This window comes from Methylobacterium sp. C1 (assembly GCF_001854385.1).
GTDB lineage: Bacteria > Pseudomonadota > Alphaproteobacteria > Rhizobiales > Beijerinckiaceae > Methylobacterium > Methylobacterium radiotolerans.
On record NZ_CP017640.1, the window covers coordinates 1,138,838 to 1,151,232 of the forward strand.

A 12,395-nucleotide genomic window follows, 5' to 3' on the forward strand; every position below is an offset into this window, starting at 1 on the left:
CCCGGCGCGGCCGCGATCACGGCCGTGCCGGGTCAATGTTCAGCACGGATGCGGTTCAGATGCCGGCGACCGCGAGGTCGGCGCGCTGCTGTCGGCTGAGACTTGCTTCGTAGCGCTCGGCCTGGAGGCGGGTGAGACCGCATATCAACGCGAGTGTCCCGCGATACACGGTATAGGTGCCGTCGTGAGTCGGCCTGACGCGAATCACCTCTGCCATGGGAGCCTGCCTTATGCTGGAGGTTGCCTGCTTTCGTCTGAGGAAATCGTCCCTTCTCGCTGGATTGGCCGGTCGAACGCGCGAACGAGGGCGAGGTTATCAGTCGTTCCGAGGGTGGCAAGGGTCGTATACGTCGAAATGCTTAGGCCCTTCCGCTGCAATGCGGCAAAGCCTTGGCCGGGCTCGCGATCCGCGGATGCGCAAAAAAGCGGCCGGCGTCTTGCATTTTGAATATGCTGCGGGCGCCGGCCGAGAGCCGCTCGGGCGGTGCGAATCGTAGGATGGATCCCGCCCGTCCGGGCGCGCGAAAGGAACACCCATGCAGCTCTGGCGTCTCACGGCGACCGACCTCGCGGCCCTGATCCGCTCCGGCCAGGTCTCGGCCCGGGAGGCCGCGCGGGACGCCCTCGACCGGCTCGACGCCGTCAACGGGCGCATCAACGCCGTGGTCGAGCATCGCCCCGAGGACGTGCTGGCGCAGGCGGAGGCGGTGGACGCCGCCCGCGCGCGCGGCGAGGCCCCCGGGCCGCTGGCGGGCGTACCGGTCACCATCAAGGTCAACGCCGACCAGCGCGGCTTCGCGACGACGAACGGCCTGCGCCTCCAGCGCGACCTCGTGGCGACGGACGACAACCCCGTCGTCGCCAACCTGCGCCGGGCCGGCGCCGTGCTGCTCGGGCGGACCAACACGCCGGCCTTCTCGCTCCGCTGGTTCACCACCAACCAGCTCCACGGGGACACCAAGAACCCCCGCGACCCGGCGCTGACGCCCGGCGGCTCCTCCGGGGGCGCCGGCGCCGCGGTGGCGGCCGGGATCGGGGCGATCGCGCACGGCACCGACATCGCCGGCTCGGTGCGCTACCCGGCCTACGCCTGCGGGGTGCACGGGCTGCGCCCGAGCCTGGGCCGGATCCCGGCCTGGAACGCGTCCTCGCCCGAGCGCGGCATCGGCCCCCAGCTGATGGCGGTCTCCGGCCCGCTCGCCCGCAGCATCGCCGATGTGCGCCTCGGCCTCGAGGTCATGGCGGCGCCCGACCCGCGCGACCCGTGGTGGGTGCCGGCACCGCTGGACGGGCCGCCGGTCGCGCGCAAGGTCGCCCTCTGCGTGCGGCCCGGGGGCCTCGCCACCGCACCGGAGGTCGAGACCGCCCTGCGCGAGGCCGCGCGGCGCCTCGTCGAGGCCGGGTGGGCGGTCACCGAGATCGCCGATACCCCGCCGATCCGGGAGGCCAGCGAACTCCAGCTCCAGCTCTGGCTCGGCGACGGCTACGCGGCGGTCCGGGCCGCGGCCGAGCGGGAAGGGGATCCGGCGGCGATCGGTCTCCTGGAGAGCTTCCGGCCGCGGGCCGAGGCGATGGCGCCCGACGCCATCGCGCGGGCGCTGACGCGGCGCGCGACGCTGGCGCGGGAATGGGCGCTGTTCCTCGCCGAGAACCCCGTGCTACTGGTCCCGGTGTCGGGCGAGCTGCCCTTCCCGGACGGGCTCGACCGCACCGGCGATGCCGGGATCGCCCGGGCCTTCGAGGCGAACCTGCTGCAGGTCGGGCTGGCGCCGATCGGCGTCCCGGCGCTCACGGTGACGACCGGCCTCGTCGGGCGCACGCCCGTCGGCGTCCAGCTGGTCGCGGCCCGCTACCGCGAAGACCTCTGCCTCGCGGCCGGCGCGGCGATCGAGGCCGGCGGCGTGCCGGAGATGCCGGTCGACCCGGCCTGACGCGGAATCGCCTCCGCCGGAACCGAACCGTGGCTGCCCCGCTTTTACAACCATTGGTTGCAGAGAGCGCGGCATGGAGCGCGGCATGTCGATGATCGCCACCGGCGGGTGCCTCGGAAGCACCCTGACCTGTCTGCTGGCCTTGCCGTCGGGGCCGCTCCTCGCCCTGGCGGGCTTCTTCGGCGGCGGCACGGCCGGGGGGCTCCTGGGCGCGCTGGCGGTCGCGGCCCTCGGCCGGGGTCGCGCCTGACCGCGGCGCGGCCGGGCTCACGCCCGGCCGGCGGCGCCGAGGCTGGCGAGCAGGGCCGCGAACAGCCGCGCCCGCCGCGGCAGGCTCTCGATCAGCACGTGCTCCTCCAGGGTGTGGTAGCCCTGGCCCAGAGGCCCGAGCCCGTCGAGGGTCGGGATGCCGTTGGCGCCGGTGAAGTTGCCGTCCGAGCCGCCGCCGGCGCTGCGATGCGGCAGGGGCTGCCCGAGCGCCTCGCTCAGCGCGCGCGCCCGCTCGTAGAGCGCCATGCAGCCGGCATCCGGCTCCCAGACCGGCCGGGTCACGCCCCGGGTCACGGTGAAGCGGACGCCGTCCTCCTCGCCCGACAGGGCCAGCATCCGCGCGACGCCGCGGTCGAGGTCGGCCTGCCGCTTCGCCATGCTGAGCGCCTGCCCGCGGCAGACGGTCGGGACGCAGTTCACCCACTGCCCGCCCGAGACGACCCCGGTCGAGACGGTGCAGTCGGCATCCGACAGCGCGTCGATGGCGAGGATCTTCCGCGCCATCGCGCGGATCGCCGAGCGCCCCTCGTGGGGCGAGGCGCCGGCGTGGCTCGGGCGGCCCAGGGCCTCGAGCTCGAAGCGGGCGATGGCGTAGCGCCCGGTGACGACCCCGTTCTCGGGCTGGCCGGGTTCGGGCACCAGCACGAAGGCGTGGCGGGCGGCCTCCGCCTCGATCAGGTCGCGGGTGGAGGGGCTGCCGACCTCCTCGTCGCCGGTGAACAGGACGGTCACCGGCAGCGGCGTCTCGATCCCGGCCGCCGCCAGGGCGCGGATCGCCGCCAGCGCGACGACGTTGCCGCCCTTCATGTCGAGGATGCCGGGACCGTAGGCGCGGTCGCCCTCGATCCGCCAGGGCAGGCTGCCGAGGGTGCCGACCGGATGCACCGTGTCGAGGTGGCCGAGCACCAGGATGCCGGGCGCGTCGCGGTCCCGGTGCGGGAACCGGGCGCGGACGCAGTCGCTCAGGCCCATGCGGCCCGGGATCGTCTCGACGGTGGCCCCGAGGAGCGCGAGATCGCGGGCGGCCACGCCCATCATGCGGTTGACCGCCGCCGCGTCGTGGGTCGGGCTCTCGCACAGGACCCAGGGTTCCAGGGTCGCGAGGATGTCGCGCGCGTCGAAGGGCAGGTCCGGGATCATCTCCGGGATCATCGGGCTTTCTCCTCGGCGAACGGATCGGCGACCCGCGGCCAGTAGAGGCCGGACCGCTTGGTGTAGGGGATCGCGCCGTAATCCGGCGGGACGGCGCCCGGCGCCGCGACGTAGCGGACCTCGCTCGCGATCGGCGCGAAGGCGGCGTAGAAGTGCTGCATCGACTTCACCACGACGATCCGCTTGTCGTCGAGGCTCAGGCCGAGGCCCGTGAACGCGTCGGGCGCGAAGGCCTGCTGGCGCTTGTGGGTCAGCACCACGTGGATCCCGTCCGCCTCCACCCACGCCGCGGGGCCGAGATGGGCCCGGCCGCCGCTGAGGCCGGTCTGGCTGTGGTCGTCCGAGAGGCCGCGGACCGTGACGCGCAGGTCCACCGGGTTCCCGGAGGTCACGCCGCACTTGCCGCCGATCCGCAGGGTGAAGGTCGCCCCGAGGCCGGCCTCGTGGCAGATGCCGACCGCGCCGGGATCCCAGATCAGGCCGAGCGCCACGTCCGCGATGCCCCGCTCGGCGAGGCGGGCGAGGATCGCGGTGTTGTCGGAGGGGGCGCCCGCGCCGGCATTGTCGGCGAAGTCGGCGAGCACCATCGGGCGCGGGTCGTCGGAAGCGAGGGCGCGGTCGATCGCCGCGTCGATCGTGTCGCAGCGGCTCGCCGCCTCCTCCCGCATGGCCCAGACGGCGCCGGCCAGCTCGTCGGCCAGCGCCTGCGCCCTGGCGGCATCGCCGTCGGCGACGACCAGCATCTTGGCGCCCACATCCGCCACGTCGCCCCAGGGGAAGCCGTGCCCGAATGAGACCGACAGGATCCCGTCGCGCCCCTCCAGCGCCTCCATCCGGCGCACGAATCCCGCGACCGGCTCGCGGCTGGTGCGCCACATGTTGACGATCCGGCAGTCGGCGTAGGCCATCACCGGCCGGATGTCCTTCGACACGGTCCGGACGACCAGCGGATACAGGTCGCGGGCGCGGTCGACGATGTCGGTGTGCGGGTATTCCTTGTAGATCACGATGACGTCGGCGCTGGTCCGCATCGCCTCGGTGAGGTGGCAGTGGAGATCGAGCTCGACGCCGATCGTGGCGTCCGGGCCGACGACGGCGCGGACCCGCTCCAGGGTGTCGCCCTCGCAGTCGTCGTACCCCTCGGCCACCATGGCGCCGTGCATGAACAGCAGCACCGCGTCGACCGGCATCGCGGCCTCCAGGTCCTCCAGCAGGGCGTCGCGCAGCTCCTCGTAGACGCCCCGCAGGGTGATCCCGCCGGGCTGCGCGAAGGTCGAGAGGCTCTCGACGACCGTATGCCCGTCCGCCTCGGCCATCGCGCGCCAGGCCTTGAGGCCGATATTGCTGAGGCTCGGCGGGTTCCGGCTGCCGTTCCGGCGGGCGTAGTCGGCGTGGAACGCCGACCGTCCGGTGGGCAGCGGCGCGAAGGTGTTGGTCTCGGTGGCGAGGCCGGCGATGAAGATCTTCAAGGTCCTGTCCCAATCCGTCCCGGCCGCCGGGTCAGGCGGGGCTCGGGGTCAGCGTGATGACCGTCTCGGTCGCCGCGTCCACGGCCGCGCGGCCGTAGAGCATCGGCACGTAGTCCTGGCGCCCCCAGACCGGGGCCAGGTCGGCGTAGTGCGGACTTCCCGGGTCTCCCGACTGGCCCGGCACGTTGATGAAGACCGAGCGATCCCAGTCCCCGACGTCCACGACCATGCGGAACGAGGCGCCGTGGGTGAGCCGGAACGTGTCGGTCCGGTACTCCGCGTGCATGACCGATGCCGCGGCGCCGCCCACCGGCAGCGGGCCGACGTCCCAGCCGGATCCGGGCGCCTGGGCCGTCAGCGGATGCGCGAACAGCGCGTGGTGCAGGCGGCCCCAGGACCAGTGCGCCGGGTCGGCGCCCATCCGCTCCCGGCAGGTGCGAAGGCCGGCGCCGAGGGCGTCGCTGATCAGGCCGGCGCGCGTCGCCGGGTCGAGACCGGTCTCCAGCCGCTCGAGCAGGCTCTGCGTGTCGCCGGGCGGCAGGAGGCGGCGCGTGCCGGCATCGGGCACGAGCGCCGCGAGCAGGGCCGGGCGCAGGTGCCGGACCCAGACCACCTCGATGAGGGCGGCCGCCGCGGAGCCGTGGTGCAGCGCGCCGTCGAACGCGGCCAGCACGGCCCGGGCCGCGGCGGCGTCGGGATCGTCCGCCGCCGGCAGGGCGCGCACCAGGTTGGCCAGCCGCCGGGCCGGCTCGGAGACCACGTCGCCCTGGAGCGCCCGCGAATCCGCGAGGCTGTGCCGGTCCTGCCCGCCGAGGACGGCCCGGATGCGGCGGGCCCGCCAGGGCTCGGCCCACTCGAACCCGACCCTCCGGTCCTCCGCGGGATAGTCCGGCGGCAGGTTCATCTCGTTGGCGGTGGCGAGCCAGCCCGCTTCCGGATCGACGCTCCGGGGCAGGGCGCCAGGATCGTGGAAGCCGGTCCAGTCGTACCGCCCGTCGCCCGGCACCGGCAGCAACCCGTCATGGCCGGGCCGCACCGGCGCCTTGCCGGCCATGAACCACGCGATCCGCCCCGCCGCGTCGGCGTAGAGCTGGTTCACCGAGGGCGCCGACCAGTGGCGCAGGGCCTCGCCGAAGGCCTCGGGCGTCGTGGCGCCGAGATAGGCGAGGCTGCCGAGATAGGCGGCAGCGCCGGGCTCCGTCCAGACGGTCCGCAGCGCGAAGGCGCGGCCCCTCTCCTCGCGGAGGACCGGCCCGTGCCGGGTGAAGCCGAGGATCACGGTCTCGTCCGGCCCGCCGCGCACCGGGATCCGCTCCGCGACGCGCGCGATCGGTTCCCAACCGTCGCCGGAGCGGTAGCGGTCGGGATCGGCCGGGTCGGTCTCGCAGACGAACAGGTCCTCCTGATCGATCGGCGCGATGGTGAGGCTGAAGGCGGCGTGGCCGTTATGGCCGATGGAGATGCCGGGCAGGGCCGGCTCGCCGGCCCCGATCACGTCGAGTCCCGGCGCGGTGAGGTGGACGGCGTAGCGCAGCGAGGGCTGCAGGTAGACCCGGTGCGGGTCGCTCGCCAGGATCGGCCGGCCGGTGGCGGTGCGGGCTGGCCCGACCACCCAGTTGTTCGAGCCCTCGGCCGGCTCCTTCGGCGCGCTGCGGGGACCGCGCGTGACGGCCCCGTGCGCGTCGACCCTCGACCAGTCCCAGGCCTCCGCGCGGGTCGCCGCCATCCGGTCCGGGCCGAACCCGACCGGCGCGGTGGCGAGACGGAAGGCATCGAGGAGGTCGTCTGGCCAGTCGGCGGCGTCGAGGCCGTCCGGGACGACCGGCTCATGGGGCGGGCTGATCCGCTTGCGCAGATCGTCCGTGGCGAGCCCGTCCGCCGGGCTGCGACCGCGGGCGAGGACCCGCGCGCGGGCGACCTCGGACAGGACGTTGCGGATCAGCGCGTGGCTGCGGATGCGCACCACGTCCTCCGGCTGCCACAGGGCCGGGCGCGTGCCCGTCAGGCCGAATTCCGGCGGGCGCAGGTCGGGCCGCGCCTCGGCGAGGGCGACGTAGGCGTTGATCCCCGACACGAAGGCGGCGACGATGGCCCGCGTGTCCTGCGGCCCGTAGGCCGCCCACTCGGCCGCCATGTCGCCGCGGTAGAGGAACAGCCGGGCGGCCCGGTCCTGGGCGAGGTAGCCCGGTCCGAAATCCGCCGCCAGCAGGCCGAGCCCGCGCTTGCGCCACAGGTCGAGCTGCCAGAGCCGGTCCCGCGCCGCGTTGAACCCCTGCGCGCGGAAGGCGTCGAGCGCGGTGCCGGCGCGGATATGCGCCAGCCCCCAGCGGTCGACGCGGATCTCCACCGGCCCGTCGAGGCCGGGGAGGGCGTAGGTCGCCACGCTCACAGAGCCACTTCGATGAGGTGCGGTCCCGGGTTGGCCAGCGCGTGCTGGAACGCCTCGATGAAGTCGGGCAGGGTCTCGACCCGCCGTCCCGCGACGCCGAAGCCGCGGGCGAGGCTCACCCAATCCACGGCCGGATCGTCGAGGCTCAGCATGCCCAGCGCCTTCGGGCCGGGATTGAGCGCGCCGACATTGGTGAGTTCCGCCCGCAGGATCGCGTAGGAGCGGTTCGACCAGACGAGCGTCACCACGTCGAGGTGCTCGCGCGCCTGGGTCCAGAGCGCCTGCACCGTGTAGAGCCCGCTGCCATCGGCCTGCAGGTTGATGACCTTGCGGTCGGGGCAGGCCACGGCCGCGCCGGTCGCCATCGGGATGCCGAGGCCGATCGAGCCGCCGCTGAGCTGGAGCCAGGTGTGGGGCGCGGCGTCCCGGGTCAGGGCGAAGAAGTTGCGGCCCGTGGTGATCGACTCGTCGCAGATCACCGCGCCCTCGGGGATCAGCGCGCCGAGCACCTGCCCGATCGTGTCCTGGTCGAGGGGACCGGAGGTCGGGAGCTTCGGCCGCGGCCCGATAGCGACCGGCTCGGCGGGCGGGGCCGCGACGGCCTCGGCGAGCCGCTCCAGGGCGTCGATCTGGTCCTCCTCGGGCGTGGCCAGCGTGATCGTGGTGCTGCCCTCCGGCGCCAGCAGGCTCGGCTTGCCCGGGTAGGCGAAGAAGCCGACCGGCGGGGTCGCGCCGATCAGGACGATGTGGCGGAAGTCCTTGAGCGCCGCGATCCCCTGGTCGATCGGGTAGGGGAGGCGCTCGATCGGCACGGTGCCGGCGCCGCGGTCGATCCGGGCGTTCGAGGTCATCGCCATCAGCCGGGCGCCGGTCTTGCGGGCGATCCGGTCGGCAATCACCCGGCCCTCGCCGCGCACGGCCCGGTCGCCGAGATGCAGGAGCACGGGCTCGCCGCTCTGCAGGGCCCGCACGGCCGCCGCGATCGCGTCGTCGCTCGCCCGCGCCCGCTCGGGGATCGGCGGCACCGGCTCGGGGCCGGTGCCGGGATCCCAGGCGGTGTTGGCCGGCAGGATCAGGGTCGCGACCTGACCCGGGGCGGTGCGGGCGGCCGCGATGGCGGCGGCGCCGTCGGAGCCGATCTCGGTCGCGCTCATGCCGGTCCGCACCCAGGAGGACATCGGGTGGGCCAGCCCCTCGATGTCCGAGGTGAGCGGCGCGTTGTACTCCCGGTGGTAGGTCGCGTGCTCGCCGACGATGTTGACGACGGGCGTGCGCGCCTTCTTGGCGTTGTGGAGGTTGGCCAGCCCGTTGGCGAGGCCGGGCCCGAGATGGAGCAGGGTCGAGGCCGGCTTGTCGGCCATGCGGGCGTAGCCGTCGGCGGCGCCGGTCGCCCCGCCCTCGAACAGGAACAGGACGCAGCGCATGCCCTCGACGCGGTCGAGGGCGGCGACGAAGTGCATCTCGGAGGTGCCGGGATTGGTGAAGCAGACCTCGACGCCGCCCTCCACCAGGGTCCGGACCAAGCTCTCGGCCCCGTTCATGGCGCGCGGCGTCTCGTCGGTCACGGGCGTCTCCTTCAGGGGCCGGCCGTCCCGGCTGGCGACTCGCATTTTGTATTATCGTGACGCAGCCGGCGCCACGCGCAAGAGGCGACGTCCGGCATCTTCTGTTCGCCGAACGCAGGGCCTAAGCCTGGGCGTGGCGCGGGAATTGCGGTTGGCGCGCCGCAACTTCGACGATTGGGATCCGGATGACATTTCGCCGCCTGATTGCCGCCGCCCTGGCGGGTACCGTGGCCCTGACGGGGTCGGCCAGCGCCGAGAGCGTCCTGCGCATCGCCATGACGGCGAGCGACATCCCCACCACGACGGGCATGCCCAACAACGGCTTCGAGGGGATGCGCTTCCTCGGCTACCCGATCTTCGAGGGGCTGGTGCAGTGGGACCTCAAGAGCACCACCAAGCTCGCCGGCATCATCCCGGCGCTGGCCGAGCGCTGGGAGCAGGATCCGAACGACAAGGCGGTGTGGACCTTCCACCTGCGCCAGGGCGTGAAGTTCCACGACGGGACGCCGTTCAACGCCGACGCGGTGATCTGGAACCTCGACCGCTACTTCAAGAACGACAGCCCGCAGTTCGAGCCGCAGGGCGCCGGCATCTCCCGGGCCCGGGCGCCGCTGGTCGGGAGTTACAAGAAGGTCGACGATTCGACCGTGCAGATCACCACCACCCAGGTCGCCTCGTACTTCCCCTACATGGTGGTCTACCTGCTCTTCACCTCGCCCGCCTCCTTCGAGAAGGCCGGGCGCGACTGGAGCAAGGTCGCGGCGCTGCCGGCGGCCGGCACGGGCCCGTTCAGGATCACCCGCGTGGCCCCGCGGGAGGCGGTCGATCTCGCCAAGTTCGACGGCTACTGGGATCCGAACCGGATGGCCAAGGTCGACAAGGTCCGGCTGCTGCCGATCCCGGAGGCGAATGCCCGCGTCGCCGCCCTGCGGGCCGGCCAGGTCGACTGGATCGAGGTGCCGGCGCCCGACGCGATCCCGTCGCTGAAGCAGGCGGGCTTCACCATCACCACGGGCTCGTACCCGCACGTCTGGCCCTACTTCTTCAACATGGGCGCCAAGGACAGCCCGCTGAAGGATGTGCGCGTCCGGCAGGGCCTGAACTACTGCATCGACCGGGCCGGCATCGTCGAGCTCCTCAACGGCACCGCCGAGCCGGCGAGCGGATGGCTGAACGACAAGGACCCGAATTTCGGCAGCCCGAAGAATCGCTACACCTTCGACGCCGCCAAGGGGAAGGCGCTGCTCGCCGAGGCCGGCTACACCGACAAGAAGCCGCTGAGCCTCAAGGTGATGATCTCCTCCTCCGGCTCGGGGCAGATGCTGCCGATGCCGATGAACGAATACCTGCAGGAGAACCTGAAGCAGGCCTGCAACGTCGATCTCACCTTCAACGTGGTCGAGTGGCAGGTCCTCCTGAACGCCGGCCGGGCTCTCCCCGACGCCCCGAGCCTCCAGGGCGCGATGGCGCTCAACGTCTCCTCGCCCTCGTCGGACGCCGCCGTGATGGCGCGCTACTTCGCGGGCGACCGGTTCCCGCCGAACGGCTTCAACTTCCCCACCTGGAAGGACGACCAGTTCGACGCCGCCCTCAAGGCGCTCGCCGAGACCACCGACGCGAAGGTGATCGACGCGCAGACCAAGGCCGCCCACGAGCGCCTCGTGGACGATCCGCCGTGGCTGTTCGTCGTCCACGACCTCAATCCCCGCGGGATGTCCAAGAAGGTCCAGGGATTCGTCTCGCCGCAATCCTGGTTCGTCGACCTCACCCTCGTCAGCGTGCAGTAGAACCCATGTCCGACATCGATCCCGTACACGCCTCCGCGGCCGAGCTCGCCCGGTCGCTCCAGGCGCGGACCCTCTCGCCGGTCGACGCCGTCGAGGCCCTCCTCGGCCGGATCGAGCGGCTGGAGCCGAGGCTCCAGGCCTTCACGGAGGTCTTCGCCGCCGACGCCCGCCTCGCCGCCGAGGGGGCCGACCGGGCGATCCGGTCGGGCCACGCCGTGGGGCCGCTCCACGGCGTCCCCGTCGTGCTCAAGGACCTGATCGACCTGGAGGGCCGGATCACCATGGGCGGCTCGGCCGCCCACCGGGCGCGCCGGGCCGAGCGCACCGCGACGATCGCCCGGCGCCTCATCGGCCAGGGCATGATCGTGCTCGGCAAGACCCACACAGTCGAGTTCGCCTACGGCGGCTGGGGCACGAACCAGCATCTCGGCACGCCGTGGAATCCCTGGGATCCGGAGACGCCGCGCACCCCCGGCGGGTCGAGCAGCGGCACCGGCGTGTCGGTGGCAGCCCGGATGGCGCCCTGGGGTATCGGCACCGACACCGGCGGCTCGGTGCGCCTGCCGGCCTCGTTCTGCGGGCTGACGGGCCTCAAGGTGACGGTCGGGCGCGTCTCGACCTGGGGGATCGTGCCGCTCTCGATGACCCTCGACACGCCCGGGCCGCTGGCCCGCACCGTGGAGGACACCGCGCTGCTCTACGAGGCGATCTCCGGCCCCGATCCCCGCGATCCGACGACCCGCGGGGTGGCGCCGGACGCGCCCTGGCCGGCGCTGAACCGCGGAGTCCGCGGCCTGCGCCTCGGCCGGATGCCGGACTCGGAGCGGGACGGGGTCGCCCCCGACATGCTGGCCGCCTACGACGCGGCCCTCGACCTCCTGGCCGGTCAGGGCGCCGAGATCGTCGACGTCGCCCTGCCGTTCCGCTTCAGCGACTGCGTGGCCATGAGCCAGATCACCAACGCGGAGGCCTACTTCGTCAACGGGACCCTGGCGGAGGATCCCTCCGCAGAGCTCGGCGACGCCGTCCGGGCGCGGATCCTGGCCGGCGCGAACGTCTCGGCCCAGGAGTATCTCGGCACGCTCCACCGCCGGGCCGCGATGAAGCAGCAGTACGACGCCGCCCTCGCGGGCATCGACGCCCTCCTGACGCCGACCACGGAGAGCGCGGCCGTCGCGCTCGACGCCGTCGACGAGGCGCACCTGCCGTCGCGCTTCACCCGGTTCGGCAACCTGCTCGACCTCTGCGCCCTGGCGCTGCCGAACGGCTTCACCGCGTCCGGGCTGCCGCTCTCGCTGCAGATCGTCTGCCGCGGCTACGAGGAGACGACGGCCCTGCGGATCGGACAGGCCTACCAGAGGGTGACGGACTGGCACCTGCGTCGGCCCCCGGTCTGAGACTCGCGAGGCTCTCGCCTCCGGCGTCCGCCGATGGTGAGGCGGGATCCGCGGTCCCGTCACGCCCGCCAGAAGGTCAACAGCCACCAGATGCCCGTCAGTGCGGACCAGATCGATCGCACCGCTCTGACGATTTCGTTGATCCTGAAGTACTCCATGAGGAAGGCGCCGAGGAAGACACCATAGAGGGCGGCAACAACCGTGGCCGTGGCCGACGAGAGGATCCCGAGCCCCCAGACCGCGGCGGCGACGGCGAGGCCGAAGGCGCACAGACCGAAGGCGAGGAAGACCGGATGCTTCGCGCACCACGCCGCCACCCGGCCGTTCTCTGCTGACAAGTGTTGCATGGGCCCACCTCGAATCGATGACTGATATCGATCCTACGGGCCGCGACTTCCGGCCATCGTGAGGACGCGCACAGGACCGGCGCAGGTC

General features: G+C 73.1%; 10 protein-coding genes. 4 read left to right on the forward strand and 6 right to left on the reverse strand.

Annotated elements, in window-relative coordinates:
• Positions 1-55: 55 nt before the first annotated feature.
• Positions 56-217 (reverse strand): hypothetical protein, encoded by a 162-nt coding sequence (locus BKE41_RS31540; RefSeq protein WP_012317896.1) that lies wholly within the window; start codon positions 215-217, stop codon positions 56-58.
• A gap of 319 nt (positions 218-536) precedes the next feature.
• On the opposite strand from BKE41_RS31540, the gene BKE41_RS05375 reads away from it, so the two are divergent.
• Entirely contained in the window at positions 537-1,931 is a 1,395-nt protein-coding gene (locus BKE41_RS05375) for an amidase family protein (protein ID WP_012317897.1), read from the forward strand.
• Between the two features lie 85 nt (positions 1,932-2,016).
• Positions 2,017-2,181 carry a hypothetical protein gene (locus BKE41_RS31545; protein WP_012317898.1) on the forward strand — a complete coding sequence of 55 codons (165 nt, stop codon included), beginning with the start codon at positions 2,017-2,019 and terminating at the stop codon, positions 2,179-2,181.
• Positions 2,182-2,198: 17 nt separating this feature from the next.
• On the opposite strand, the gene BKE41_RS05380 is transcribed toward BKE41_RS31545, so the two are convergent.
• From BKE41_RS05380 to BKE41_RS05395, 4 genes are read right to left on the reverse strand one after another with little or no spacing between them, the layout of a single operon-like run.
• A complete protein-coding gene (locus BKE41_RS05380; RefSeq protein WP_071000637.1) occupies positions 2,199-3,341 on the reverse strand; it encodes a M20/M25/M40 family metallo-hydrolase in 1,143 nt (380 codons plus the stop codon).
• 8 nt (positions 3,342-3,349) lie between these two features.
• Positions 3,350-4,822 carry a M81 family metallopeptidase gene (locus BKE41_RS05385; protein ID WP_070998666.1) on the reverse strand — a complete coding sequence of 491 codons (1,473 nt, stop codon included), beginning with the start codon at positions 4,820-4,822 and terminating at the stop codon, positions 3,350-3,352.
• A gap of 31 nt (positions 4,823-4,853) precedes the next feature.
• Complete coding sequence (locus tag BKE41_RS05390) at positions 4,854-7,211, reverse strand: penicillin acylase family protein (protein ID WP_070998667.1); 2,358 nt, start codon at positions 7,209-7,211, stop codon at positions 4,854-4,856.
• Positions 7,208-8,752 carry an acetolactate synthase large subunit gene (locus BKE41_RS05395; protein ID WP_059409144.1) on the reverse strand — a complete coding sequence of 515 codons (1,545 nt, stop codon included), beginning with the start codon at positions 8,750-8,752 and terminating at the stop codon, positions 7,208-7,210. The genes BKE41_RS05390 and BKE41_RS05395 overlap by 4 nt, the downstream gene beginning before the upstream one ends.
• Positions 8,753-8,961: 209 nt before the next feature.
• Between BKE41_RS05395 and BKE41_RS05400 the strand changes: the two genes are divergently transcribed.
• Positions 8,962-10,563: an ABC transporter substrate-binding protein gene (locus BKE41_RS05400; RefSeq protein WP_012317903.1), complete on the forward strand. Its 1,602-nt coding sequence runs from the start codon at positions 8,962-8,964 to the stop codon at positions 10,561-10,563.
• 5 nt (positions 10,564-10,568) lie between these two features.
• Complete coding sequence (locus tag BKE41_RS05405; RefSeq protein WP_024830904.1) at positions 10,569-11,960, forward strand: amidase; 1,392 nt, start codon at positions 10,569-10,571, stop codon at positions 11,958-11,960.
• A 59-nt stretch (positions 11,961-12,019) separates the two neighbouring features.
• Here BKE41_RS05405 and BKE41_RS05410 read toward each other — a convergent pair whose 3' ends face one another.
• Positions 12,020-12,307 carry a hypothetical protein gene (locus BKE41_RS05410; protein ID WP_024830903.1) on the reverse strand — a complete coding sequence of 96 codons (288 nt, stop codon included), beginning with the start codon at positions 12,305-12,307 and terminating at the stop codon, positions 12,020-12,022.
• Between the last annotated feature and the right edge of the window lie 88 nt (positions 12,308-12,395).

Coding starts and splice junctions, on each gene's coding strand:
- BKE41_RS05410 (WP_024830903.1), bottom strand. CDS start 12,307: ATGCAACACTTGTCAGCAGAGAACGGCCGGGTGGCGGCGTGGTGCGCG.
- BKE41_RS05375 (WP_012317897.1), top strand. CDS start 537: ATGCAGCTCTGGCGTCTCACGGCGACCGACCTCGCGGCCCTGATCCGC.
- BKE41_RS05395 (WP_059409144.1), bottom strand. CDS start 8,752: ATGAACGGGGCCGAGAGCTTGGTCCGGACCCTGGTGGAGGGCGGCGTC.
- BKE41_RS05380 (WP_071000637.1), bottom strand. CDS start 3,341: ATGATCCCGGACCTGCCCTTCGACGCGCGCGACATCCTCGCGACCCTG.
- BKE41_RS05405 (WP_024830904.1), top strand. CDS start 10,569: ATGTCCGACATCGATCCCGTACACGCCTCCGCGGCCGAGCTCGCCCGG.
- BKE41_RS05400 (WP_012317903.1), top strand. CDS start 8,962: ATGACATTTCGCCGCCTGATTGCCGCCGCCCTGGCGGGTACCGTGGCC.
- BKE41_RS31540 (WP_012317896.1), bottom strand. CDS start 217: ATGGCAGAGGTGATTCGCGTCAGGCCGACTCACGACGGCACCTATACC.
- BKE41_RS31545 (WP_012317898.1), top strand. CDS start 2,017: ATGTCGATGATCGCCACCGGCGGGTGCCTCGGAAGCACCCTGACCTGT.